We start from the raw sequence: 23,082 nt of genomic DNA on the forward strand, positions 1-23,082 counted from the left end.
CCGGCCCGGGCCCGGCGCACAGCCGGGCCCGGGACCGCCCCTCAGGACAGCAGGCTCCGCACCACCCGCAGGCCGACGGACAGGCGCGCCAGCTCGGCGCTCTCCTCACGGCAGATCTCCTCGAGCGTCTTGGCCGCCCGCCCGACCAGCTGCGCGTCGGCCTCCTCCCACGCCGCCACCCGGGCCGGCGCCGGGTCGGCGGCGTCGGTCGACTCCAGCACCTGCGCCGTGAGCTGCTGGTGCACGCCGTAGAGGTCGTCGCGCACCGCGGCCCGCGCCATCGTCTGCCACCGGTCGTCGCGGGGCAGGCCGAAGATCCGCTCCACCATGGCCGGCAGCCCCAGTCGCTCGCCCAGGGCGAAGTGCACCCGGGCCACCTCGACGGGGTCGAGGTCGAGCCGGTCGGCGGTCTCCACGATGCCGAGCAGCGCGTAGGCCGAGGCCAGCACCGCCACCCGGGACGCCAGGTCGGCGGGGACGCCCTGGTCGGTCAGCCGCTTCTCCCGGGCCTGGTAGTCGTCGAGCTCGCGCCCGCTCATGATCTCCGGCAGCGCGGCCATGACCGTCTGCACGCGCTCGCGGAAGAACTCGACCGTGGCCCTCGAGTCGAGCGGGGGCCGCCGGTTGGTGACCAGCCAGCGCGACGCGCGCTCGACGAGGGTGCGCATCTCGATGCGCATCCGGGTCTGCCGCTCGGCGGGCACCTGGTTGTCGAGCGCCGCGATCTCCTGGCGCAGCGGCAGCGAGCCGAAGATCTCGCGCGCGACGAAGTTGGCACGGGTCAGGTCGGCCGGGCTCGCGCCGGTCTCGCCCTGGAGCCGCGGCCAGAACGTCATGCCGGCGCCGTTGACCAGGTCGTTGACCACCTGGGTCACGATGATCTCGCGCCGCAGGGGGTGGTCCTCGATGGCCGCCTCGAGGTCGGGCAGCATCTGCCTCGGGAAGTAGCCCAGCAGGTCCTCGCGCAGGTAGGGGTCGTCGGGCAGGTCGGAGTCGATGAGCTCCTCGGCCAGCACGATCTTCGTCCACGCCAGCAGCACCGAGAGCTCGGGCGTCGACAGCGCCTGCTTGCGGTCGAGGCGGCGGCGGACCTGACGAGTGCTGGGCAGCCCCTCGAGCTCGCGGTTGAGCACGCCGCGGCGCTCGAGCGCGCGCATCCACTCCTCGTGCACGTGCAGCAGCGACGGCGCGTGCGCCTGGGCGTTGGCGAGCGCGAGGTTCTGCTCGTAGTTGTCGCGCAGGACCAGCTCGCCGACCTCGTCGGTCATCGCGGCGAGGAGCGTGTTGCGCGCGTCCTCGTCCATCGCACCCGCGCGCACCACGCGGTCGAGCAGGATCTTGATGTTGACCTCGTGGTCGGAGGTGTCGACGCCGGCGGAGTTGTCGATGAAGTCGGTGTTGATCCGCCCGCCGTCGCCGTTGACGCCGAACCGGGCGTACTCCACGCGACCGAGCTGGGTGAAGCCGAGGTTGCCGCCCTCCCCCACGCAGCGGGCCCGCAGGTCCTCGCCGTTGACGCGGATCGCGTCGTTGGCCTTGTCGCCGGCGTCGGCGTTGGTCTCCTCCGAGGACTTCACGTAGGTGCCGATGCCGCCGTTCCAGAGCAGGTCGACCGGCGCGAGCAGGATCGCCTTCATCAGCTCGGCGGGGGTGAGCGCGGTGACGTCGGCGCCCAGCCCGAGCACCTGGCGCACCTGCGCCGACACCGGGATCGACTTGGCCGAGCGGGGCCACACCCCGCCGCCCTCGGAGATGAGGGAGGTGTCGTAGTCGCGCCAGCTCGACCGCGGCAGCTCGAAGAGCCGGCGCCGCTCGGCGTACGACGTCGCGGCGTCGGGCGAGGGGTCGATGAAGATGTCGCGGTGGTCGAACGCCGCCACCAGCCGGGTGTGCTCGGAGCAGAGCATGCCGTTGCCGAAGACGTCACCGGACATGTCGCCGATGCCCACCGCGGTGAAGTCCTCGGTCTGGCAGTCGACGCCCATCTCGCGGAAGTGGCGCTGGACCGAGACCCACGCGCCGCGGGCGGTGATGCCCATCGCCTTGTGGTCGTAGCCCACCGACCCGCCGGAGGCGAAGGCGTCGCCCAGCCAGAAGCCGTAGTCCTTGGCCACGCCGTTGGCGATGTCGGAGAACGTCGCGGTGCCCTTGTCAGCCGCGACGACGAGGTAGGAGTCGTCGCCGTCGTGGCGCACCACCTCGCGGGGCGGCACGGGCCGGCCGTCGACGAGGTTGTCGGTGATGTCGAGCAGGCCCGAGATGAACATGCGGTAGCAGGCCACGCCCTCGGCCAGCCACGCGTCGCGGTCGGAGGGGTCGGGGAGCTGCTTGCAGAAGAACGCGCCCTTGGCCCCCACCGGGACGATCACGGTGTTCTTCACCATCTGCGCCTTGACCAGGCCCAGCACCTCGGTGCGGAAGTCGTCGCGACGGTCCGACCAGCGCAGGCCGCCGCGCGCGACGGCGCCGAAGCGTAGGTGGGATCCCTCGACGCGCGGGCTGTAGACGAAGATCTCGAAGCGCGGTCGCGGCTCGGGCAGCTCGGGGATGGCCGACGGCTCGAGCTTGAACGAGATGTAGGGGTGCACGTCGCCGTCGGCGGAGCGCTGGAAGAAGTTGGTGCGCAGCGTCGCGCGGATCAGCGTGCGGTAGGAGCGCAGGATGCGGTCGTGGTCGAGGCTGACGACGTCGTCGAGGGCCCTGGCCAGCCGCTCCTCCACCGCCTCCACCTTCGCCACGCGCGCCTCCGCGTCGTGCTCGAGCGCCCGGCCGTCGCGGCCGGGGTCGAAGCGCGCCTCGAAGAGCTCGACGAGCAGGCGGGTGATGTCGACGTTGCTGCGCAGCGCCTCTTCGATGTAGTCGAGCGCGAAGGGCGAGTTGCCCTGCTTGAGGTACTTCGCGTAGGCGCGCAGCACGGTGGCCTGGCGCCAGGTCAGCCCGGCCGCGAGCACGAGCCGGTTGAAGCCGTCGATCTCGTTGTAGCCGTCCCACACCGCGCGCAGCGCCTCCGCGAACAGCGCTCGCTCGCGGGGGGCCAGCACCCGGCCGTGGCGCAGGCCGAACTCGTAGATGAACGACGGGCGCGCGAGCCCGCTGAGCTCGTAGGGCCGCTCGTCGACGACCTCGACGCCCATCGAGGTGAGCATCGGCAGCATCGCGCTCAGCGACAGGGGCTCGCCCACGCGGAAGACCTTGAGCCGCGACTCGCCTCGCCGGTAGGTGCCGCGGACCTCGTCCTGGTCGAAGAGCGCGAGGTCGATGCCCTCCTCGCCCTGGATGGCCTCGATGCGCCCGAGGTCGGCCGAGGCGCGCTGGGGCTGGTAGTCCTCCTTGTAGGCCTCGGGGAACGCCTCGGACCACGCCCGCGCCAGCGTCGACCCCTCGTCGACGCCGTACTCGGCGACCACGGCCGCCACGAAGTCGTCGCGCCACGAGCGCGAGGCCTCCATCAGCCGCCGCTCGAGGTCGGGCACGTCGATCTCGGGCACCTGCGCGCCCTTGGGCGGGTGCACCACGAAGTGCACCCGCGCGGTCGTCGACTCGTTGACCCGGGCGGTGAACTCGACGTGCTCGCCGCCGAGCTGCTCGCGCAGGATCTCGGAGAACCGCTCCCGCACGGCCGTGTTGTAGCGGTCGCGCGGGAGGTAGACGAGGACCGACACGTAGCGCCCGTAGGTGTCGCGGCGCACGAACGCGCGCAGCTGGCGGCGCTCGCGGGCGCTCATCACGTCCTGCGCGACCGGGGCCAGCTCGTCGGGCGAGGTGTGGAAGAGCTCGTCGCGGGGGTAGTTCTCCAAGGTGTCCATCAGCGCCTTGCCGGCGTGGCTGCGCGGGTCGAAGCCGGCGTGGCGCATCACCTCGGTGACCTTCTCGCGAAGCACCGGGATGCGGGTGACCGACTCGGTGTAGGCGGCGCTGGAGAACAGGCCGAGGAAGCGGCGCTCGCCGACCACCTCGCCGTCGGGGCCGAACGTCTTCACCCCGACGTAGTCGAGGTAGGCCGGACGGTGCACGGTGGCGCGCGAGTTGGCCTTCGCCAGCACCAGCAGCCTCTTCTCCCGAGCCTTGGCCTTGACCAGCGGGGGCAGCTTGGCGAACGACGTCGACAGGTCCTGGTCGTGGCGCAGGATGCCCAGCCCGGAGCCCGGCACGGCCCGGAGCCCGCATTCCTCGGGCGCGCCCTCCTCGGCCTCGAGCCGATACTCCCGGTAGCCCAGGAAGGTGAAGTGGTCGTCGGCCAGCCAGGTGAGGAAGTCGCGGCCCTGACGCAGCTCCTCCGCGGGCAGCGGCGGCGGCGCCTGGTCGAGCTCGGTGACCACGGCGAGGGCCTGGGCGTGCATCTTCTGCCAGTCCTCGACCGACTCGCGCACGTCGCGGAGGACCCGCTGCAGCGCCTCGGTGATCTCGGCGGCCTCCTCGTCGTCGGTGCGGTCGATCTCGAGGTGCATCCACGACTCGGTGGCCTCGGGAGCCTCCGTGGTGTCGCTGGTCGCGGCCCGGGGCTCGTGGGCGTGCATGTGCTGGAGCGCGCCGGTGATGTCGCGCTCGACGGCCAGCTGGGGGTGGACCACCGCGTACACGGTGTGCCCGAGGCGGTTGAGCTCCATCGTCACGGAGTCCACGAGGAAGGGCATGTCGTCGGTGACCACCTCGACGACGGAGCGGCCCGACGCCGACCAGCCGGAGCCGGCGATCGTGGGGGTCACCACGCGCACGGCGGCGGTGCCCTGCGGTCGCGCCGAGGCGAGCTCGCGGTGCGACGCCACGGCGCCGAGCAGGTCGTCCGGGGACCGCTCGGCGACCTCCTCCGGAGCGACGTGGCGGTAGTAGGCCCGGAGCAGGTCGCCCCACTCCGGACGGTCCGCCGTCGCCGCTTTGAGCTGCTGGTCCTTGGTCTCCTCAGGCGTGGCCACGCATCGACCCTAGGACGCGCGATGTGACCGTCACAACACGGGTCCGTGGCGCCGCACTCGCGAGCCTTCCACGGGCACGGACGTCACCGTCCTCGCCGCGTCGCGACTGGTCGGCCATGATGGGTCACCGGTCGGGACGCCCGTCCCGACCGCCCGCACGAACACTCCGGAGGACCCCCAGATGGGCAAGCGCGTGGTCAAGGACATCACCTACGACGCCCCGCTCGACGAGGTGTGGGCGATGCTCACCGACCCGGCGTTCCGCGAGCGGGTGCTCGAGCGGATGAAGGTCGTGCGGGGCAGCGTCGTGGTCGAGGGAGGGGTGGTGACCCTCGACCAGGTGCAGTCCGCCTCCGGCCTGCCGTCGTTCGCCACCAAGCTGGTCGGCGACGAGATCCGCATCGTGCAGGTGGAGACCTGGCGCTCCCCCGAGCGCGCCGACATCGAGGTCACGATCCCGGGCAAGCCGGGCGAGATGTCCGGCACGGCGACGCTCACCGAGTCGGGCGGCCGCACCACCCAGCGGGTCGACCTCGAGGTCACCGTGCGCCTGCCGCTGGTCGGCGGCAAGATCGAGGGGCTCGTCGGCGACCTGCTCCTCAAGGCGCTCGACGCCGAGCACCGCACGGGCGTCGAGTGGCTCGCGTCCCGGTGAACGACCTGCTCGCCGAGTCGTACGACGCCCTGGCCGGCGTCGTCGGCGGGTTGGGCGAGGAGGACGGCTGGGCGCCGACCGGATGCCGGGGATGGGCCGTGCGCGACCTGGTGTGGCACCTGCACGCCGACGCCGTGCGTGGCCTCGTCGCGGCCCACACACCGGCGGGACGCGCGCCCGACTGCGACGCGGTCGGCTACTGGCGGTCGTGGGGAGCCGACCCGGAGGCCGACGAGCGCAGCCGGCGCGCCACGCGGGTCGAGGCCGGCCTGGACGGCTTCGCCGACCTGCGCGGGCGCTACCTCGAGGCCGCGGCCGCAGCCCGGCGCGCCGTCGGCTCCCTGCCGGTCGCGACGGTGCTGGCGACGCAGGGGCACGCGCTGCGCGCCGACGACCTCGCGAGCACCCTGGCGGTCGAGGCGACGCTGCACCACGCCGACCTGGTCGCGCACCTCGACGCCGCCGGTCCCACCGACGCGGGCCTCGCGGAGGTGCGACGGGTGGTCGAGGCTCTCCTGGGCCGAGCGCTCCCGGACTGGTCGGACCGGCGGGTGGCCCTGGTGGGCACCGGGCGCGCCGAGCCGAGCGACGCCGAGCACCGGGACCTGGCGGGACTGGCCGTCCCGGTCTTCAGCTGAGTCGCTCGTCCGCCGCGGCGGTGGTCGACTCGGGGTGAGCGGGGGCCTCGGGCCCAGGACCCTCGGCGTCGACCCCCTCGGACCTCCGGGCGCTCGCCCGGTCGTCCTCGCGGCGCCGCCGCCACACCACCAGGCCGAGCAGCAGGAACGGGCCGAACGCCAGCAGCAGCGTCAGCGCCTGCTCGTAGGGGTGGAGCGCCCCCATGTGCCACAGGGGACGGAGCGGGAGGACGGGGACGAGCACGCCCCCATCCTCCCCCATCCGGCCGAGGGCCGGGACGTCAGCCCTGGTGGGGGTAGCGGTGGTCGGTCGGAGGCACGAAGGTCTCCTTGATCGAGCGCGGTGAGGTCCAGCGCAGCAGGTTGACCGCGGCACCCGCCTTGTCGTTGGTGCCCGACGCCCGACCGCCGCCGAACGGCTGTTGGCCGACCACGGCACCGGTGGGCTTGTCGTTGACGTAGAAGTTGCCGGCCGCGAACCGCAGCGTCTTGCGCGCCCACGCGATCGCCGAGCGGTCCTGGGCGATGATCGCGCCGGTCAGCGCGTACGGGGCGAACGACTCCATCTGCGCCACCACCGACTCGAAGTCGGCGTCGTCGTAGACGTGCACGGCCAGAATCGGCCCGAAGTACTCCTCGGAGAACATCTGGTCGGTCGGGTCGCTCGACTCGACGATCGTGGGCCGCACGAACCAGCCCACCGAGTCGTCGGTCTGCCCGCCGGCGAGCAGGGTGAGGTGGTCGGTGCCCTCGACCCGCGCGATGGCCAAGCGGTGCTTGGCGAACGCCCGGTCGTCGATGACCGCGCCCATGAAGTGGGACAGGTCGGTCACGTCGCCCATGGTGAGCGCCTCGGTGTCGGCGATGAGCTGGTCCTTGATCTTCGCCCACACCGAGCGCGGGACGTAGGCGCGCGAGGCCGCCGAGCACTTCTGGCCCTGGTACTCGAACGCGCCCCGGATCATCGCGACCCGCAGCACGTCGGGGTCGGCGCTGGGGTGGGCGACGATGAAGTCCTTGCCACCGGTCTCGCCCACGATGCGCGGGTAGGAGCGGTAGCCGGCGATGTTCTCCCCCACTGTGCGCCACAGGTGCTGGAACGTCGGGGTGGAGCCGGTGAAGTGGATGCCGGCCAGGTCGCGGTGCGCCAGCGTCACCGTGGAGACGTCGAGGCCGTCGCCGGGGAGCATGTTGATCACGCCCGGCGGCATCCCGGCCTCCTCGAGCAGCTCCATCGTCAGCGACGCGGCCAGCTGCTGGGTCGGCGACGGCTTCCAGATCACCGTGTTGCCCATCAGCGCCGGGGCGGTCGGCAGGTTGCCCGCGATCGCGGTGAAGTTGAACGGCGTGATCGCGTAGACGAAGCCCTCGAGGGGGCGGTGGTCGGTGCGGTTCCAGATGCCGGGGCTGTTGGCGATCGGCTGGTCGGTGAGGATCTGCTTGGCGTAGTGGACGTTGAAGCGCCAGAAGTCGATCAGCTCGCACGCCGCGTCGATCTCGGCCTGCACCGCCGTCTTCGACTGCCCCAGCATCGTCGCGGCGTTGAGCCGCTGCCGCCACGGTCCGGCCAGCAGGTCGGCGGCCTTGAGGATGATCGCGCACCGCTCGTCGAACGGCATCCCCCGCCAGCCCGGCGCGGCCTCGGCGGCCGCCGCGATCGCGTCCTCAGCGTCCTTCGTGGTCGCGTTGCGCAGCGTGCCCAGCACGTGGGCGTGGTCGTGCGGCTGCACGACCTCGATCTCGGCGCCGCCGCCGTCACGGCGCTCGCCGCCGATCACGGCCGGGAGGGAACGCTGCTGCGTCTCCAGCCGCGCCAGCTCCGTCACGAGGGTCTCTCGCTCCGCGGTGCCGGGCGCGTAGGTCAGGTTGGGCTCGTTGGTGGGAGCCGGCGGAAAGGTGATCGCGTCCATGCCGTGATCGTGTCAGAGAGGCCAGCGGGCACCAAGCGGCCGTCAGCGCGAGGCGAGCAGGTCGCCGATCTCCTGGGTCGCCCACCAGGCGAGGTCGTCGTCGGCGTCGGCGTCGTCGTCGGTGTCGACGTGCGCGGCGACCACGTCGCGCCACCGGACCGGTCCGTCGTCCGCCGCCGTCTCGACGACCACCACGACCCGCCGGCGACAGCCGTCGGGCAGCCCGGCCACCAGCTCGGCCGAGGCGTCCGCTGCGCGCATCAGGGCGACGTACTCGCTCTCCTCGCCGTCGTCGGCGGCCACGACCGCGCCGGTCGTGCGCGGTCCGTCCGCCTCCCAGTCCTCGGCCAGCCGCGGGAGCGTCGACGGGAGGTAGCGCCGGGTCACGTCGTCGCCTTCCGCGGCGTCCTCGGTGTCGCCTTCCGGCGACCCCGCGGGGCGCGGGGTCGGGTGTCGGAGGCGGAGTCCTTGAGCTCGTCGAGGGCGTCGCAGACGCTCTGGGCGAGCACGTCGGCGTCGGGCACGGCGTCGCGGTCGGTGGTGATGCCGTAGAACACCCCGCCGTCGTAGGACGTCACCCCGATGGCGATCGGGTGGTCCGGCAGCAGCGGGTGCACGGGATAGGACTCGAGCATCCGGGCGCCGTCGGCGTAGAGCGGGAACTGCGGTCCGGGGACGTTGGTGACCGAGATGTGGAAGCCGCGCCGCATCTCGGCGGCGGCGAGTCGCGAGCCGAGCGCATGGAAGGTCGTCGGCGCGAACCCGGCGATCCCGGAGAGCCGCCGCGCCGAGACGTTGCGGCCGTTGTCGCGGTGGGCGCGCAGGTCGTAGCTGACCTGGTGGAGCCGCACCACCGGGCTGGGCTCGCCGATCGGCAGGTGCACGAGGTGGCCGGTGATCTGGGTGCCGAGCGAGGTGGGCTCGAGCTCGTCGTCGATGACCGACATCGGCACGATCGCCTTGATCGTCCGCAGCCCGCCCAGCGACTCGTTGCGCGCCATCAGCCAGCTGCGGAGGCCGCCGGCCAGCGTGGCGAGGATGACGTCGTTGACCGTGCCGCCGTGCACCTCGCGGACCGCCCGGTAGTCGGAGAGCTCGGTGCGCACCGTCACGAAGCGGCGCTGCTGGGACAGCCGCCGGTGCACCGGGGTGGCATGGACCGGCCCGCGACCGGCGAGCGCGTTGGCCACCTGCACCATCCGGGCGCCCGACGCGGACGCCGCGCGGCCCAGCGAGTCGGCGTTGGCACGGGTCGTCAGCCAGAGGGTGCGCGGGCTCTCGAGGGTGTCGGTGACGGCGTCGAACGCCGCGGACACCGGGCCGGGGGGCCGGCGCGGGCGCCAGTCGTCGTGGCCCAGCGGCGATCGGTCGGGCGAGGTGTCGAGCAGCACCTGGCCGATGTCGACGGTCTCGCGTCCGTCGACCAGGATCTGGTGGCTCTTGGTCAGCAGGGCGACCCGGCCGTGCTCGAGGCCCTCCACGACGTAGCACTCCCAGAGCGGCCGGTTGCGGTCGAGGGGACGCGAGGCGATGCGCGCGACGAGGTCGCGGAGCTGGTCCATCGAGCCCGGGCGCGGCAGCGCCGAGCGGCGCACGTGGTAGCCGAGGTCGAAGCCCTCGTCGTCGACCCAGGCCGGATTGGCCAGACGTGCGGGCACCATCTGGAGGCGCTGGCGGTAGCGCGGGACGAACGCGATCCGGTCGCCGATCAGCCGGACCAGCCGGTCGTGGTCGAAGCCGGAGTCACCCGGGTCGAAGATCTCGACCGTGGCGTTGTGCATGGGCGTCGTGGGGGACTCGGCGGCCAGGATGGCCAGGTCCCGCGGCCGGAGCCGCTCACTCATGTGCTGCCCTCTCGTCGATGATCTTGTCCCGCATGGGATTCTGACAGAGGCTGCGAGCCGGCGTCCGCGCCGGCCGCTGCCCGTCCCTCACCCCGCCGAAGGAGATGTCCGTGTCCGGTCGCGTCCTCGCGCGCCTCACCCCTGTCGTGCTCGTCCTGGCCGTCTCGCTCACCGCGTGCGGCGACGACGACACCTCGTCGCCGTCCGGGTCCTCGTCCCCGTCGTCCTCCTCGTCCTCCCCGTCCTCCTCGTCGGGGTCCTCGGAGTCGGGCTCCGCGACCGTGTCGGTGACGCGGGAGGGCGACACCTTCACCCCCAACGGGGAGCGCGTCGAGCTGGCGGTGGGCCAGACCCTGGTCCTGACGATCGACTCCGACGAGCCTGGTGAGCTGCACGTCCACAGCACCCCCGAGCAGGAGATCTCCTACGACGAGGGCACCTCGGAGCACGAGATCACCATCGACCGGCCCGGCGTGGTCGAGGTCGAGAGCCACGACCCGGACATCGTCCTGCTCCAGCTCGAAGTCCGGTGAGCGCGGGGGCCTCCGGCGTGGGCGGAGCGATCTCGGCGCACGGCCTGGGCGGCGCCAAGGACCTGCCGATCCCCTCCGAGCTGGCGATCGCCGGCGCCGTCGCCGCACTCGTCGTCTCCTTCACCGTGCTCGCGGTGGCCTGGCGCGAGCCGCGCTACGACGCCGCCACCAGCGGCCGGCCGGCGCCGGCATGGCTCGACCGACTGGTGTCCTCGCGTGCGCTGGCGGTGACCGCCCGCGTGCTGGGCATGGCGTTCTTCCTCTACGTCGCCGCCGCGGCGGTGTTCGGCCAGGACTCCCTGATCAACCCGTTCCTGGGCACCTTCTACGTGCTGCTGTGGGTGGGCATCGTGCCGGCGTCGCTGCTCCTCGGCCCGGTCTTCAAGGCGGTCAGCCCGGCGCGGACCATCAGCATGGCCTTCGCGAAGGTGTCCGGCGTGCCCGAGGGTCAGGGGCTCTACGCCTATCCCGCCCGGCTCGGCTACTGGCCGGCGGCCGCCGGGCTCTTCGCCTTCGTCTGGCTCGAGCTGGTCTACCCCTACTCGACCGACGTGGGCCCCGCCCGGCTGTGGTGCGCGGCCTACCTCGGCATCATGTTCATCGGCTCGGCGCTGTGGGGCACCACGTTCCTCGAGCGTGCCGACCCCTTCGAGGTCTACTCCTCGCTGGTCGCCAAGCTGTCGATCTGGGGACGCCGCGACGGCGTGCTGGTGCTGCGCAGCCCGCTCGCCAACCTCGACACTGTGGTGCCCCGGCCGGGCCTGGTCGCCGTGGTCGGCGTGCTCTTCGGCAGCACCGCCTTCGACTCCTTCCGCGAGTCGACGCCCTGGCTCCAGCTCGTGCAGTCGCTGTCGGGCTCGCGGGTGTGGCCCGACACGCTGGCGCTCATCGCGTTCTCCGCCGGGGTCGCCCTCGTCCTGACGATCGCGACGATGGCCACGGGGGTCACCAGCGACACGCCCCGGCGGGCCCTGCCCGACCTGTTCGCGCACTCCGTGGTGCCCATCATCGTGGGCTACATCGTGGCCCACTACCTGACCTACTTCGTCGAGTACGGCCAGCAGACGCTGATCCAGCTGAGCGATCCCTTCAGCCGCGGCGACAACTACCTCGGCACGGCCGACCTTCAGGTCGACTACTGGCTCTCGTCGCACCCGACGTTCCTCGCAGTCACCAAGGTGCTCGCGGTCGCGCTCGGCCACGTCGTCGGCGTGGTGGCGGCCCACGATCGCGCGATCAAGCTGCTGCCGCCGCGGCACCAGCTGACCGGTCAGCTGCCGTTGCTGGCAGCGATGGTCTGCTTCACCGTGGGAGGTCTGTACCTGCTGTTCGCGGCATGACGGCCCGCTGCGGCGGCACCGGCCCGTAGGGCCAGCCCTCGGGCAGGACGTCGGTGACCGTGACGATCTCGCACGACCCGCGGTAGTCGATCACGTCGGCCGGGTCGCGCCAGCCGACGAAGACCACCCGGTCGGCGTCGCCGTTGTCGCCCTGCGTCGGGTCGTCGCAGTGGATCTTGTCGCGCTGGCCGTCGGGCAGGACGTAGATCGTGTCGTTGCCCTGCTCGGTGAACACCTTGTCGGCGCCGGGGCCGAGGAAGACGACGTCGTCGCCCTCGTCGCCCTTGATCTTGACGTCGTCGCCCGCGCCGTCGATCAGCACGTCGTCGCCGGGGCCCCCCTGGATCGCGCCGTCGTCGCCGGGGCCGGCGTCGATCCAGTCGTTGCCGTCGTTGCCGATGTGCTTGTCGATGCCGTCGCCGCCGTGGAGGCGGTCGTCGCCGGGGCCGCCGCCGACGAGGTCGTTGCCCGCCTCGCCGTGGACCACGTCGTTGCCGGGCCCGGCGGTGAGCTTGTCGTTGCCCTCGCCGCCGTAGATCTCGTCGTCGCCCTGCCCGCCGTCGATCGAGTCGTCGCCGAGCCCGCCGGCACCCCAGTCGTCGCCGGGCTGCAGGGTGATCCAGTCGTTGCCGTCGTCACCGGTCACGGTGTCGTGGCCCTTGCCGGCGAAGATGGTGTCGTGCCCGCCGCGGCCCTTCACCTTGTCCGCGCCACCGAGCGACATGATCCGATCGGCGCGGTTCTTGCCGCGGATGACGTCGTCGCTGGTGGTGCCCATGGTGAGCTTGGCCGACCAGGCCGGGCCGGCCGCCAGGACGACGACCAGGCTCGTGAGGATGGTGAGTCGCAGTTGAGGTGGCATACGAACAAAATAGGTCAAATCTTGATCTTTTACAGAGTCTTGGCCCACCTGGGACGCCTCATCCGGCCGCCGCCGCCCGTCTGCCGCGCCCCGGCCCGCGGGCTCGCCGGAAAGGCCAGCGACGGGGGCCCGAGCGGTCGCCGGTGGTCCGGTCGCCGGGGACCGCGTGCTCGGGGAACACCGCGTCGGCCAACGCACCGACGCCCTGGGCCAGCGCCGAGTCGCCGAGGTCGACGACCGCACGGCCGCTGACCAGCGCGCGGTCGAGCCCGGCGCGGTCGTCGGGGAGGAAGTGCAGGCCCGCGACCCTGCTGAAGCCCTCGACCATGCCGGCGATCTCCTTCTCCGACCACCCGATCGAGGAGCGCATGCGGTTGACGACCACGCGCACCGGCGTGGGCGCCCCACGCTCGCGCAGATCGACCAGCGCCCGAGCGAGCCGGGTCAGGCCGACCGGATCGGCCGATCCCACGACCACGACCTCGTCGGCCTGCTCCAGCGCCGCCAGGGTCAGTGCGTTGCGCCCCGGCCGTCCGCTCAGGTCGGAGCCGGCCTCGTCCTCGAGGCTGAACCCGGTGTCGACCACGACGTCCCCGTGGGCGCGGGCACGCTGGAGCAGCCGGTCGACCTGAGCCCCCCTGACCTCGCGCCACCGGTCGGCGCGTGGCAGCCCGGTGACCACCGCGAGGTGCTCGCCGACGCCCCGGCACACCGACGCGAACCGCTCGTCGAGCTGGCCGGCGGCCGCGAGCCGGGAGGCGGAGAGGAGCCCGGAGACCTCGTCGAGGATCCCCAGCTGCTGCGCCACGGCGCCGCCGTAGGGGTCGAGGTCGGCGAGCACGACGGGCACGCCACGACGGGCCACCTCGGACGCCAGGCTGGTCGCGACCGTCGTTCGGCCCGGAGCGCCGGCCGGACCCCACACCGCCACGACCCGGCCCCAGACGGGGGCGGCACCGGGCTCGGCGTCGGGCGGGTCGGGCACGGGCGCGCCCTCGTGCCCGGCCCGGGTGTCGACGTCGTCGAGCGTGGTGACGACCCGCGGCAGGGTCGCCAGCTCGCCACGGCCGACGAGCGCGCTGATGCCCAGGCGTCCGGCGTGCTCACGCGCGTCGAGGTCCTCCGGGAGGGCCGAGGTGACGGCGACGGGGCGCACCGCGTGGCGGTGCAGGTGCGCGATGCTCGCCGGGTCGAGCCCCGGGGCGTCGAGCGAGACCACGGCGACGTCGGCCTGCCCGCTGGCGACGGCCGCGAGCAGGTCGTCGACGTCGACGCAGCGCTTCAGCACGACCACCCCCGGATGGGCCTCGAGGTCGGCCAGCGCCGGCGACTCCCACGGCTCGCCCGCTGCGAGCAGCAGCACGCAGATCACGGCGATCAGCCCCGGCCGACCACGCGGAGCCGGTCGTCGCCGACGGCCGCCAGCACCGTGCCGAGGGCCTCGTCGTCGGCCTCGGGCACCGCCAGCACCAGCTGGCGGGCGGTCGCGGAGGCGAACGCGTCGGACACCACGGGCGCGTCGAGGACCACCACGTCGGCCAGCACCAGCTCCGCGGGCGGCCCGGAACGCCGCTGCGCCAGGCCGGGCTCGGGCACCACCCAGACGTCGACCCGCGACCCCCGGACCAGGCCGGTGGGCACGTGCTCGGCCGCGACCGCGATCGAGAGCGACACCGTGTCGCCCGCCGCCTCCTCCCCCAGCGCCGAGGCGGGCACCAGCTCCCCGGCCGTCAGCGCCCGGGTCAGGGTCAGCGCCGCGGGCAGCTCGTCGTCCACGGCGAGGTAGCGGGCGTGGTCGGCGGAGTCGTCGAAGCGCACCAGCGTCGCCTCGAGGTCGTCGGCGGTCAGCGTCTGCCCCGCCACCAGGTCGGCCGAGGCCGACCACACCGGGGTCATGTCGTCGGCCCCGGAGAGCAGCCGCGCGCCGGCCACCACCGAGCCCGTCACGAGCACGACCCCGATCCAGAGCCGGGGATCGCGCCACCCCGGCGTGGTGGCGCGGATGGCCGCCGGCACCACGCCCGCCCCGTCACCCGCCGGCGTGGTGGCGAGTGGGCCGTGGCGGCTGATGCTGCGGGAGGTGGTCCGAGACGTGGTCCGAGGCACGACGCCATCATTGCCCCGGGGGGCGGACTTCACACCTGGCTCTCCACAGCCCACGGCCGGGCGGCGCCGGGCGCCGGACGTGCGGTGGCACGATGGTCCCATGGCCGACGACCCCCGCTTCCTGACGCTCGCCGACGTCGCCGAGGTGCTCAACACCTCCGGAGCGCAGGTCTACGCGCTGGTCCGCCGCGGCGAGCTCCCCGCGATCAAGATCGGCGGACGCGGCCAGTGGCGCGTCGAGCGGGCGCAGCTCGAGGAGTTCATCCAGCGCATGTACGACGAGACCCGCACGTTCGTCGACCAGCACCCCTTCGTCGACGTCGAGGCCGACACCGACTGAGTGAAGGGGCTGCGGCGTGTCGTGATCAGACCGCTGCGCGGCGGTGCGAGTGGGCCGACGACACCACCGCCCGGCTGACCGGGCGCGGTAGCGACAGGGCCTCGCCAAGCCCCTCGGGCGGTGCTAGCGTCGATCGATGCTGCCTCGCCGCGTGTCCTCGCGTCTGCCTCTCACCGCTGTCACGGCGCTGCTGCTCGCCGTGGTCGCGCTCCCGCCGGCGCCCGCGGCCGAGGTCGCCCTGCCTGGGCAGGTCACCGTCCACGACAGCCGGACCTCGAGCCCGTCCGTGGACATCTCGCGAGTCGTGGTGGCAGGCGCCCCCAAGATGTCGGAAACTCAGTCCGTGCGCGTCGCGGTGCCCGGCGGGTTCCGACCCGGGCACCACCTCACGATCTGGTTCGACGTCGACGGGGACGCCGAGCCCGAGGGCCGCTTCGACGTGCGCTTGAGAACGCCCGGACCGAGGCACCCCCGCCGCCTTCGCGTCGACCAGCAGTTCCGGATCGGCGGCGGCTGGGACGGCCCCGGGACCCGGGTCTACTGCCGAGAGGATCAGGACTTCCTGCCTGTCTACAAGGTGCGTCCCGGTCAGCCCCTCGTCTGGGTCAGCCTCACCCTGTGGGAATGCCTCCAGCTCCCGTACCCCTTCGAGTCCGGCGATGATGACAGCGGTGCCTGGCGCACGGCGGTACGGGTGGCCAAGGACGGCCGAAGCGACACGGCGCCCAGCGGACGCGGATGGAGCCCACGGGTGCTGGGCTTCGGTGCGGGGCCGGACCCAGAGCCCAAAGTCCTGTCGTGACTCTCGTGGACTTCCCCTCCTGTGGGGGCATCGTGATGATGAGTCGCGCCGGGCGTTTGCCGGGAGTCTTCGCCGGCCGTCTCGCGGATGGGCGACCGCCGGGTCCTCGCCGTTGGCGGCGGCCTGTGACCAGGTGGCGTACTCCTGTGCGCTCATGTGGGGCTCGGCGGGAACCGCAGGACCTCCAAGGCCTCGAGGGAGTCGGCGCGCGCAGGGGTTGCGCGAGCTCGGCTCATCGGCCGGTGCGCTTCGAGCACATCCCCAGGTGCTGGGCTGGGGCGCTAGGTGCTGGGCTGGGGCGCTGACGGGGCCGGGCCCGGGCTGCGTCAGCCGACCTTCCCGTCGAGCTCGACCTCGACGACCCGCTCCTCGTCGCCGCGGACCACCGACATCTCGACCGTCTCGCCGGGCCGGTGGGTGCGGATCGCCACGATCAGCGCGATGCCGTCGCTCACGGGCTGGTCGTCGACCGCGACGATCACGTCGTCCTTCTCCAGACCCGCGCGCGCGGCGGGCGTGTCAGGCATGACCTCGGTGATGGTGGCGCCGTTCGACTGCGACTCGCCGCCGGTGCGCACCTGGGCGCCGATGACGGGGTACTCCGCGCGGCCGGTGCGCAGGATCTGGTCGACGGTCGTGCGGACCTGCTCGATCGGGATCGCGAAGCCCACGCCGATGTTGCCCGACTCGCGCGACAGGCCGCCGGTCGTGGCGATGGCGGAGTTGACGCCGACCACCTCGCCGGTCAGGTTGACGAGCGGGCCGCCGGAGTTGCCCGGGTTGATCGCGGCGTCGGTCTGCACGGCGTTGATGTAGGACGAGTCGTCCTCCGACTGTCCCGTCGTCACCGGTCGGTTGAGGGCGCTGACGATGCCCGACGTCACCGTCTGGCTCAGGCCCAGGGGCGCGCCGAAGGCGACCACGGGGTCGCCGACGCGCAGCACCTGCGAGGCGCCCAGCGCCGCCGGCTCGAGGGTGTCGGCGGCCTCGACGAGCAGCACCGCGAGGTCGTAGACCGAGCTGCGGCCGACGACGGTCGCGTCGAGGCGTTCGCCGTTGGTGTCGATGACGACGATGGTGCCGTCGTCCTCGGCGGCTGAGGCGACGACGTGGTTGTTGGTCACGACGTGGCCCTCGCGGTCGAGGACGAAGCCGGAGCCGGTGGCGCCGCCGGCCTCCCCGTCGAGCTCCGCGACGATCTGCACGGTGCTGGGAAGCAGCGCCTGGGCCACGGCGGCGACCGAGCCGTTCTCGGCCTCCAGCGGCGCGGCGGTCTGGGTGCGGACCCCGCTCAGCCCGTTGTCGTTCGTGCCGGGCCGGGACGACAGCTCGTCCTGGATCGCGGCACCGGCGAGGCCGCCGAGGATCCCGACCACCAGCGCCAGCGAGGCGACCGCAGGCCACACCCACAGCGGGATCCTGCGGGCGACGGCCGAGGGGCCGGCGTACGGACGCGGCTGCGGCCCGGGGCCGACGTAGGGCTGGCCCGGCTGCGCGGGCTGCTGGCCCCAGCCGCTCGGGAAGGGCACCGTGGGGGCCGCCGGGTCGTGGCCCTGGGCGTGCCGCGGCAACGCGGGCTCACCGAAGGGCGTGTGGTGCGGCGGCGGGCCGCCGAGCATCGCGTCGCCGGAGGACTCGTCCGATGCCTGGCCGGCAACCGGCTCGCCGGTCGACTCGGGGGTCGGCTCGGGGGTCGGGTCGGCGCCGTAGGGCCGTCCCTCCGGGTGGGCGGCCTGGGCGGCCGGCGCGCTCGGCGCGAGCTGGTCGCCTCCGCGTGCGGGCTCGGGCTCGGGCTCCCGCGACCGCCAGCCGGCCAGCGGCTGGGTCGGCTCCTCGTCGGTCGCAGCCATCTCGTCGGGGTCGGGAGCCGCGGGCTCGGGGTGCCGGGCGCGCGCCTGCTCGGCCGGGACCTGGTCGTCGTGGTCCCGCTCGTCGGGCCTGTGCTCGTCGTTCACGGGACGATCTTCTCCCGGATCGCCACGAGGCGCTCGGCCAGGGGCGTCCGGGAGGGCGTGGCCGGACCGCGGGTGGCGCGGTCGTCGACCATGGCGGCCGGGCTCACCGGGCCGGTGGGGCGGCTCAGGTCGGTGACCGGCGGACGCGGCTCGACGCGGGGACCGCCGGCGACGCCGAGGGCGAGCACGCCCACGACGCAGGCGCCCGCCGCACCACCGCCGATCGCGACGAGGGCGCGGCGCGGGCGCGGCCGGGAGGTGGGGAACGGCGCGGCGCCCACGCCGAGGCCCGGGCCCGGCTCGAGCGCGGAGCAGCGGCCCACCAGGGCGGACTTGAAGTCGTGCGAGGTCTGCCCGGGCCCGAACGACAGCTGGGCGAGCTGGGTCTTGACCCACCCCTCCTGCTCGACGAGGTCACGGCAGGCATGGCAGACGTGGACGTGGTCCCAGCAGCGCTCCTCCTCCTCTGCCGTGAGTCGGCCGTCGAGGAGGGCGCTGACCCGCGATCCGAGGTGGCTCATCACGACACCCGCGGCTGGGCGCCGAGCGGCCCCGAGTAGCGCGAGCGGCCCGCGGCCGGCTCGCGGTGCGCCAGGGCCTTGCGGAGCATGGTGCGACCGCGGTGGATGCGCGAGCGTACGGTGCCGAGCTTGGCGTCCATGATCTCCGCGATCTCCTCATAGCTGAGGCCCTCGACGTCGCAGAGCACCACGGCGGCGCGGAAGTCGGGGGGCAGCGTGGCGAGCGCGGTCTCGATGTCGTCGTCGAACGTCCGGTCGGCCACCGCCAGCTCCGGCGCGGGCGCGGTGCTGGTCAGGCGCGCGGCGCGCTCGTCGGAGAGCGCGTCGAAGCGGATGCGCTGCTTGCGGCGCGCCCCGTCGAGGAACAGGTTGGTGGTGATGCGGTGGAGCCACCCCTCGAACGTGCCGGGGGTGTAGCCGTCGAGCGACCGGAAGACCCGGACGAAGACCTCCTGGGTGAGGTCCTCGGCGTCGGGCCGGTTGCCGGTGAGGCGGTAGGCGAGGCGGAAGACGCGGTCGGAGTGCTGCTCCACGACCTCGTCCCAGGTGGGTACGTCGACCGCGTCGACGTCGGGTGTGGCGTCGACGTGATCACCCACGAGGGCTCCCTTGTTCGTCCTTCTCGACCGCAGCTGCACCGGTTCGCTGTCCTTCCCTGACGCTAGGCATGCCGACTGAGAGTTCCCTGTGAGCCACATGCGCTCCGGCCAAGAAACCTGAGCGGCCCGTCGGATCACAGCGTCCAACGACCGGAGGGCCGCATGTGTTCCCGGCCACGCCCGCCGACGACCGCGCGATAGGGTCGGCGGGTGCCGACCCACACCCCGCCGATCAAGTCCGCGAGCTGGTCCTACGCCGAGTCGTTCGTGGCCGAGGACGAGGTCCTCGCCGCCGCTCGCAGCCGCGCGGAGGAGGTGGGCGTGGCCCCCGTCGGCGCCGGCGTCGGGGCCGCGCTGCGCTTCCTCGCCTCCGTGCTCGACGCGCGGGCCGTGGTCGAGATCGGCACCGGCACCGGCGTCTCGGGGCTGTGGCTGCTGCGCGGCATGCGCGCCGACGGCGTGCTCACCACGGTCGACATCGAGGCCGAGCACCAACGCCTGGCCAAGGAGACCTTCACCGAGGCCGGGATCCCGGGCAACCGGGCCCGCACCATCGCCGGCGCGGGTCTCGACGTGCTGCCCCGCCTCACCGACGGCCACTACGACCTGGTGTTCTGCGACGGCGACAAGCGCGAGTACGCCGCCTACCTCAAGGAGGCGCTGCGCCTGCTCCGCCCCGGGGGGATCGTGGCGTTCGACAACGCCCTGTGGCACGACCGGGTCGCCGACCCCGCCCAGCGCGACGAGGAGACGGTGACGATCCGCGACCTCGGCCGGGCGGTCCTCGAGCACGAGGCCCTGGTGCCGGTGCTGCTGCCCGTCGGTGACGGCCTGCTGGCCGCCAAGAAGGAGTGGGCCCCCGAGACCTGAGCGCTGCCGGGGGCGAGCGTGGTCAGGACGCGCCGACTCGACGGGATCTGGCGGTCAGGACGCGCCGACTCGACGGGATCTGGCGGTCAGGACGCGCCCACTCGACGAGATGTCAGAGGCGCGCGGCGGCGGTGAAGCCGTCCCAGCCCTCGGCGACGGCGACGACGTCGCACGCCTCGACCAGCACCGGCGGGCTGCCGACGATCTGCGAGCCCGGCGCCTCGGCGGCGCCGGCCACGAAGGCGCGCTGGAAGTCCTCGCGCGCCTGGCTGCTGGCGAAGACGTAGCAGCCCTCGAACCACTCCCCCGGCACCTGGCGCCAGGTCTTGAAGCGCAGGCCGTCCATGCCGGTGAACCGCGCGTGGGAGGTCTCGGCGACGTAGGCCGCCAGCCGGTCCTCGACGCCCTCCGGCGCGCCGGCCAGCGACCACCGCACGGTGAGTCCGAGCATCAGGCGATGCCGGCGAGGGGGTCGTCGGAGCCCAGCCAGGACAGCAGCAGCCGCGGCCCCCAGCCGCTGGGGCCGGCGGTCCACTCGTGGCGGTCGACCGGTGACTCGGCGGCCGAGGCGAAGTCGATGTGGGCCCAGGGCACGTCGCCGGCGAAGTGCTGCAGGAAGAGCGCGGCCGTGATCGCACCGGCGCCACCCGCGGCGTTGTCGCCGTCGGCGATGTCGGAGTTGACCTTGTCCTCGTAGTCGGCGACCAGGGGCATCCGCCAGGCGTTCTCACCGGAGGCGGCCGCGGCGGCCGCGACGTGCTTGGCGAGTCCCTCGTGGTTGGCGAAGTAGCCGCCGGTCCACTGGCCCAGCGAGACCTTCATCGCGCCGGTCAGCGTGGCGATGTCGACCAGCACCGCCGGGTCGAGCTCGCTGACGGCGTAGGCCATCGCGTCGGCCAGCACGAGGCGGCCCTCGGCGTCGGTGTTGTTGACCTCCGAGGTGCGCCCGCCGTAGTGGGTGATGACGTCGCCGGGGCGCATCGCGGAGCCGCTGACGGAGTTCTCGGCCGCCGGCACCAGGCCGACGACGCGGACCGGGCAGTCGACGTCGGCGAGGGCGGCCATCGTCGCGATCACCGCTCCGCCGCCGCTCATGTCGCGCTTCATGGTCAGCATGCCCTCGCTGGGCTTGATGTCGAGGCCGCCGGAGTCGAAGGTGATGCCCTTGCCGACCAGCACGACGGTGGGCACCCGCTTGGTGGCACCGCGCGGGGTGTAGTCCATCCGGATGAGCCGCGGCTCGTTGACCGACCCGCCGCCGACGGCACGGATGCCGCCGAAGCCCTCCGCCTCCAGACGGGCGTCGTCCCAGACCTCCACGTCGAGGCCCGCGGCCGCACCCACCGCGACGGCCTGGTCGGCCAGCCAGGCGGGTGTCTTGAGGTTGGACGGGACGGTCGCCAGCACGCGCGAGCGCCAGCCGGCGCCACCGAGGGCGAGCGCCCGGGCGAGCGCCTCGTCGGCGCCGTCGTCGCTCACGCCGGCCAGCACGATCCGGGCGACCGGCCGCTCCTTGGGCCCGGTCGAGCGCCAGTGGAAGGCGAACGAGGCCAGCATGGCGCCGACGACGAGGTCGCCGAGGCCGTCGGCAGGTGCGATCGCCGGCAGCGAGGTGATCACGCTGGAGCGGTCCTTGGTCGCGCGGGCCAGCGCGGCGCCGGCGCGGCGGAGGTCGGTCGCCGTGGCCTCGCCGACACCCACGAGCAGCACCGTGCCGAGGCTGTCGGTCGCCCCCTCGAGGTCGGGCGGAGCGGCGACGGGGACCGTCGTCACCTCGCCCGTGCGACCCGTGGCCCGCGAGGACTCGAGCGCGGCGAGGAGGTCGACGCCGAGGACCTGCGCGGCCTCGTCGGCGCCGGGGCCCAGCAGCGGGGCGTCGTCGTCGCCGGGGAGCACCGGGAACGCCCACACCTCCGCGCCGCCGATCTGGTGCGGCAGCGCGGGGCTGAGGGCGAACTCGGGGGGCGAGACCTGGGTCGGCAGTGCGGTGATGGGCACGATCAGCCGACGACGTCCTTGAGGGCGTCTCCGAGAGCCGCGGCCTCCTCGGCGTTGAGCTCGACCACCAGCCGGCCACCGCCCTCGAGCGGGACGCGCATCACGATGCCGCGTCCCTCCTTGGTGACCTCGAGCGGTCCGTCGCCCGTGCGGGGCTTCATGGCGGCCATCGGCGCACCTCTTCCTTGTTCAGCCATCACTGGATGCGGCTCTTCACATGCGAATCGAGGCGGCTGAGCGTGCTGGCCGCCCCGATCGGCGTCGTACGGCGCCCATTATCCCTCATGACGCGCGTGATCGGCACCACAGGGCCGCAACACCTCCTCCACGTCGGGCAGACTTCGCCCATGACGACCTCCCGACCCGACCCCGCCGCCGACCCCGCCGCCGACGCCGCCGCCGATCCCGACCCCGTGCTGCTCCACGTCGAGGACGCCGTCGCGACGATCACGCTCAACCGGCCCGAGGCGATGAACGGGCTCGACGTCGCGACCAAGGAGCTGCTGCGCGACACCGTCCACCGCGTCGCCACGGACCCGGAGGTGCGGTGCGTGGTGCTGACCGGCAGCGGCCGGGCCTTCTGCGTGGGACAGGACCTCAAGGAGCACCTCGCCGGCCTCAAGGGCGAGGCAGAGGTGCCCCTGTCGGAGACCGTGACGATGCACTACAACCCGATCGTGCTCGCCCTGGCGACGATGCCGAAGCCGGTGATCGCCGCGGTCAACGGCGTCGCGGCGGGCGCCGGCGCCAGCCTGGCCTTCGCCGCCGACTTCCGGATCGTCGTCGACACGGCCGGGTTCAACACCTCCTTCGCGGGCGTCGCGCTCTCCTGCGACACCGGGGCGAGCTGGACGCTGCCCCGCCTCGTCGGGCGGGCCAAGGCGATGGAGCTTCTCTACTTCCCGCGCACCGTGACGGCGCAGGAGGCGCTCGAGCTCGGGCTGGCCACCCAGGTCGTCAGCGCGGAGGAGCTTCCGCAGGCCGTGGGCGAGCTGGCCGCCCGGCTCGCCGCGGGCCCGACCGTCGCCCTCGGGTCGATCCGCCAGGCGGTCGTCCACGCCGCCGCCCACCCGCTGGAGGAGTCGCTGGCCTTCGAGGCCGAGAAGATGGCGCTCACCGGGGGCACCGACGACCACCTCGCCGCCGTCGACGCCTTCATGTCCAAGCAGAAGCCGGTCTTCCGGGGACGGTGAGCC

22 protein-coding genes are annotated in these 23,082 nt (G+C 73.4%); 8 read left to right on the top strand and 14 right to left on the bottom strand.

What is annotated here, in order from left to right; all coding sequences use genetic code 11:
- Positions 1–41 precede the first annotated feature (41 nt).
- The gene (locus AC3X7Z_RS02830; RefSeq protein WP_489974932.1) at positions 42–4,913 is read right to left on the bottom strand and encodes an NAD-glutamate dehydrogenase; all 4,872 of its coding nucleotides are present in this window, start codon (positions 4,911–4,913) and stop codon (positions 42–44) included.
- A 181-nt stretch (positions 4,914–5,094) separates the two neighbouring features.
- On the opposite strand from AC3X7Z_RS02830, the gene AC3X7Z_RS02835 reads away from it, so the two are divergent.
- Complete coding sequence (locus AC3X7Z_RS02835; RefSeq protein ID WP_186340620.1) at positions 5,095–5,568, top strand: DUF2505 domain-containing protein; 474 nt, start codon at positions 5,095–5,097, stop codon at positions 5,566–5,568.
- On the top strand, positions 5,565–6,206 hold the full coding sequence (locus AC3X7Z_RS02840) for a maleylpyruvate isomerase N-terminal domain-containing protein (RefSeq protein WP_489974933.1): 642 nt from the start codon (positions 5,565–5,567) through the stop codon (positions 6,204–6,206). The genes AC3X7Z_RS02835 and AC3X7Z_RS02840 overlap by 4 nt, the downstream gene beginning before the upstream one ends.
- On the opposite strand, the gene AC3X7Z_RS02845 is transcribed toward AC3X7Z_RS02840, so the two are convergent.
- Genes AC3X7Z_RS02845 through AC3X7Z_RS02860 form a run of 4 tightly spaced genes read right to left on the bottom strand, consistent with a single transcriptional unit; the run spans position 6,199 to position 9,960 of the window.
- Positions 6,199–6,450, bottom strand: coding sequence for a hypothetical protein (locus tag AC3X7Z_RS02845; RefSeq protein WP_186340619.1), 252 nt, complete (start codon positions 6,448–6,450; stop codon positions 6,199–6,201). The two genes, AC3X7Z_RS02840 and AC3X7Z_RS02845, sit on opposite strands and share 8 nt — an antisense overlap.
- A gap of 37 nt (positions 6,451–6,487) precedes the next feature.
- Entirely contained in the window at positions 6,488–8,116 is a 1,629-nt protein-coding gene (gene pruA, locus AC3X7Z_RS02850) for an L-glutamate gamma-semialdehyde dehydrogenase (protein ID WP_489974934.1), read from the bottom strand.
- Between the two features lie 42 nt (positions 8,117–8,158).
- Positions 8,159–8,503, bottom strand: coding sequence for a DUF6912 family protein (locus tag AC3X7Z_RS02855; protein WP_489974935.1), 345 nt, complete (start codon positions 8,501–8,503; stop codon positions 8,159–8,161).
- Complete coding sequence (locus AC3X7Z_RS02860; protein WP_186340616.1) at positions 8,500–9,960, bottom strand: WS/DGAT/MGAT family O-acyltransferase; 1,461 nt, start codon at positions 9,958–9,960, stop codon at positions 8,500–8,502. The genes AC3X7Z_RS02855 and AC3X7Z_RS02860 overlap by 4 nt, the downstream gene beginning before the upstream one ends.
- Positions 9,961–10,070: 110 nt before the next feature.
- Here AC3X7Z_RS02860 and AC3X7Z_RS02865 point away from each other — a divergent pair, with 110 nt between their 5' ends.
- Both AC3X7Z_RS02865 and AC3X7Z_RS02870 read left to right on the top strand, forming a co-directional pair.
- Positions 10,071–10,493 carry a hypothetical protein gene (locus tag AC3X7Z_RS02865; RefSeq protein ID WP_241005174.1) on the top strand — a complete coding sequence of 141 codons (423 nt, stop codon included), beginning with the start codon at positions 10,071–10,073 and terminating at the stop codon, positions 10,491–10,493.
- Positions 10,490–11,833 (top strand): hypothetical protein, encoded by a 1,344-nt coding sequence (locus AC3X7Z_RS02870; RefSeq protein ID WP_489974936.1) that lies wholly within the window; start codon positions 10,490–10,492, stop codon positions 11,831–11,833. Before AC3X7Z_RS02865 ends, AC3X7Z_RS02870 begins: the two co-directional genes overlap by 4 nt.
- Here the strand turns inward: AC3X7Z_RS02870 and AC3X7Z_RS02875 are convergent.
- From AC3X7Z_RS02875 to AC3X7Z_RS02885, 3 genes are read right to left on the bottom strand one after another with little or no spacing between them, the layout of a single operon-like run.
- Positions 11,796–12,695, bottom strand: a complete 900-nt coding sequence (locus AC3X7Z_RS02875) for a calcium-binding protein (RefSeq protein WP_489974937.1) — start codon at positions 12,693–12,695, stop codon at positions 11,796–11,798. The genes AC3X7Z_RS02870 and AC3X7Z_RS02875 overlap by 38 nt on opposite strands.
- Before the next feature lie 58 nt (positions 12,696–12,753).
- A complete protein-coding gene (locus AC3X7Z_RS02880) occupies positions 12,754–14,067 on the bottom strand; it encodes a CpaE/TadZ family protein (protein WP_489974938.1) in 1,314 nt (437 codons plus the stop codon).
- A gap of 5 nt (positions 14,068–14,072) precedes the next feature.
- Entirely contained in the window at positions 14,073–14,801 is a 729-nt protein-coding gene (locus AC3X7Z_RS02885; protein ID WP_489974939.1) for a CpaB family protein, read from the bottom strand.
- A gap of 100 nt (positions 14,802–14,901) precedes the next feature.
- Between AC3X7Z_RS02885 and AC3X7Z_RS02890 the strand changes: the two genes are divergently transcribed.
- Both AC3X7Z_RS02890 and AC3X7Z_RS02895 read left to right on the top strand, forming a co-directional pair.
- Positions 14,902–15,141, top strand: a complete 240-nt coding sequence (locus tag AC3X7Z_RS02890) for a helix-turn-helix domain-containing protein (RefSeq protein WP_186340611.1) — start codon at positions 14,902–14,904, stop codon at positions 15,139–15,141.
- A 136-nt stretch (positions 15,142–15,277) separates the two neighbouring features.
- Positions 15,278–15,943, top strand: a complete 666-nt coding sequence (locus AC3X7Z_RS02895; protein WP_186340610.1) for a hypothetical protein — start codon at positions 15,278–15,280, stop codon at positions 15,941–15,943.
- A gap of 326 nt (positions 15,944–16,269) precedes the next feature.
- Here AC3X7Z_RS02895 and AC3X7Z_RS02900 read toward each other — a convergent pair whose 3' ends face one another.
- From AC3X7Z_RS02900 to sigE, 3 genes are read right to left on the bottom strand one after another with little or no spacing between them, the layout of a single operon-like run.
- A complete protein-coding gene (locus AC3X7Z_RS02900) occupies positions 16,270–17,898 on the bottom strand; it encodes a S1C family serine protease (RefSeq protein WP_489974940.1) in 1,629 nt (542 codons plus the stop codon).
- Positions 17,895–18,419 carry an anti-sigma factor gene (locus AC3X7Z_RS02905; protein ID WP_489974941.1) on the bottom strand — a complete coding sequence of 175 codons (525 nt, stop codon included), beginning with the start codon at positions 18,417–18,419 and terminating at the stop codon, positions 17,895–17,897. The genes AC3X7Z_RS02900 and AC3X7Z_RS02905 overlap by 4 nt, the downstream gene beginning before the upstream one ends.
- Complete coding sequence (gene sigE / locus AC3X7Z_RS02910) at positions 18,419–19,018, bottom strand: RNA polymerase sigma factor SigE (protein WP_241005176.1); 600 nt, start codon at positions 19,016–19,018, stop codon at positions 18,419–18,421. Before sigE ends, AC3X7Z_RS02905 begins: the two co-directional genes overlap by 1 nt.
- 210 nt (positions 19,019–19,228) lie before the next feature.
- Here sigE and AC3X7Z_RS02915 point away from each other — a divergent pair, with 210 nt between their 5' ends.
- Positions 19,229–19,888, top strand: a complete 660-nt coding sequence (locus AC3X7Z_RS02915) for an O-methyltransferase (RefSeq protein WP_489974942.1) — start codon at positions 19,229–19,231, stop codon at positions 19,886–19,888.
- 112 nt (positions 19,889–20,000) lie between these two features.
- Here AC3X7Z_RS02915 and AC3X7Z_RS02920 read toward each other — a convergent pair whose 3' ends face one another.
- Genes AC3X7Z_RS02920 through AC3X7Z_RS02930 form a run of 3 tightly spaced genes read right to left on the bottom strand, consistent with a single transcriptional unit; the run spans position 20,001 to position 22,056 of the window.
- Positions 20,001–20,339 (bottom strand): hypothetical protein, encoded by a 339-nt coding sequence (locus tag AC3X7Z_RS02920; RefSeq protein WP_489974943.1) that lies wholly within the window; start codon positions 20,337–20,339, stop codon positions 20,001–20,003.
- The gene (locus AC3X7Z_RS02925) at positions 20,339–21,886 is read right to left on the bottom strand and encodes a leucyl aminopeptidase family protein (protein WP_489974944.1); all 1,548 of its coding nucleotides are present in this window, start codon (positions 21,884–21,886) and stop codon (positions 20,339–20,341) included. Before AC3X7Z_RS02925 ends, AC3X7Z_RS02920 begins: the two co-directional genes overlap by 1 nt.
- Before the next feature lie 2 nt (positions 21,887–21,888).
- Positions 21,889–22,056, bottom strand: a complete 168-nt coding sequence (locus tag AC3X7Z_RS02930) for a DUF3117 domain-containing protein (protein WP_121138412.1) — start codon at positions 22,054–22,056, stop codon at positions 21,889–21,891.
- Between the two features lie 177 nt (positions 22,057–22,233).
- Here AC3X7Z_RS02930 and AC3X7Z_RS02935 point away from each other — a divergent pair, with 177 nt between their 5' ends.
- On the top strand, positions 22,234–23,079 hold the full coding sequence (locus AC3X7Z_RS02935) for an enoyl-CoA hydratase/isomerase family protein (protein ID WP_489974945.1): 846 nt from the start codon (positions 22,234–22,236) through the stop codon (positions 23,077–23,079).
- Positions 23,080–23,082 lie beyond the last annotated feature (3 nt).

Source organism: Nocardioides sp. Z24_21, assembly GCF_058134345.1.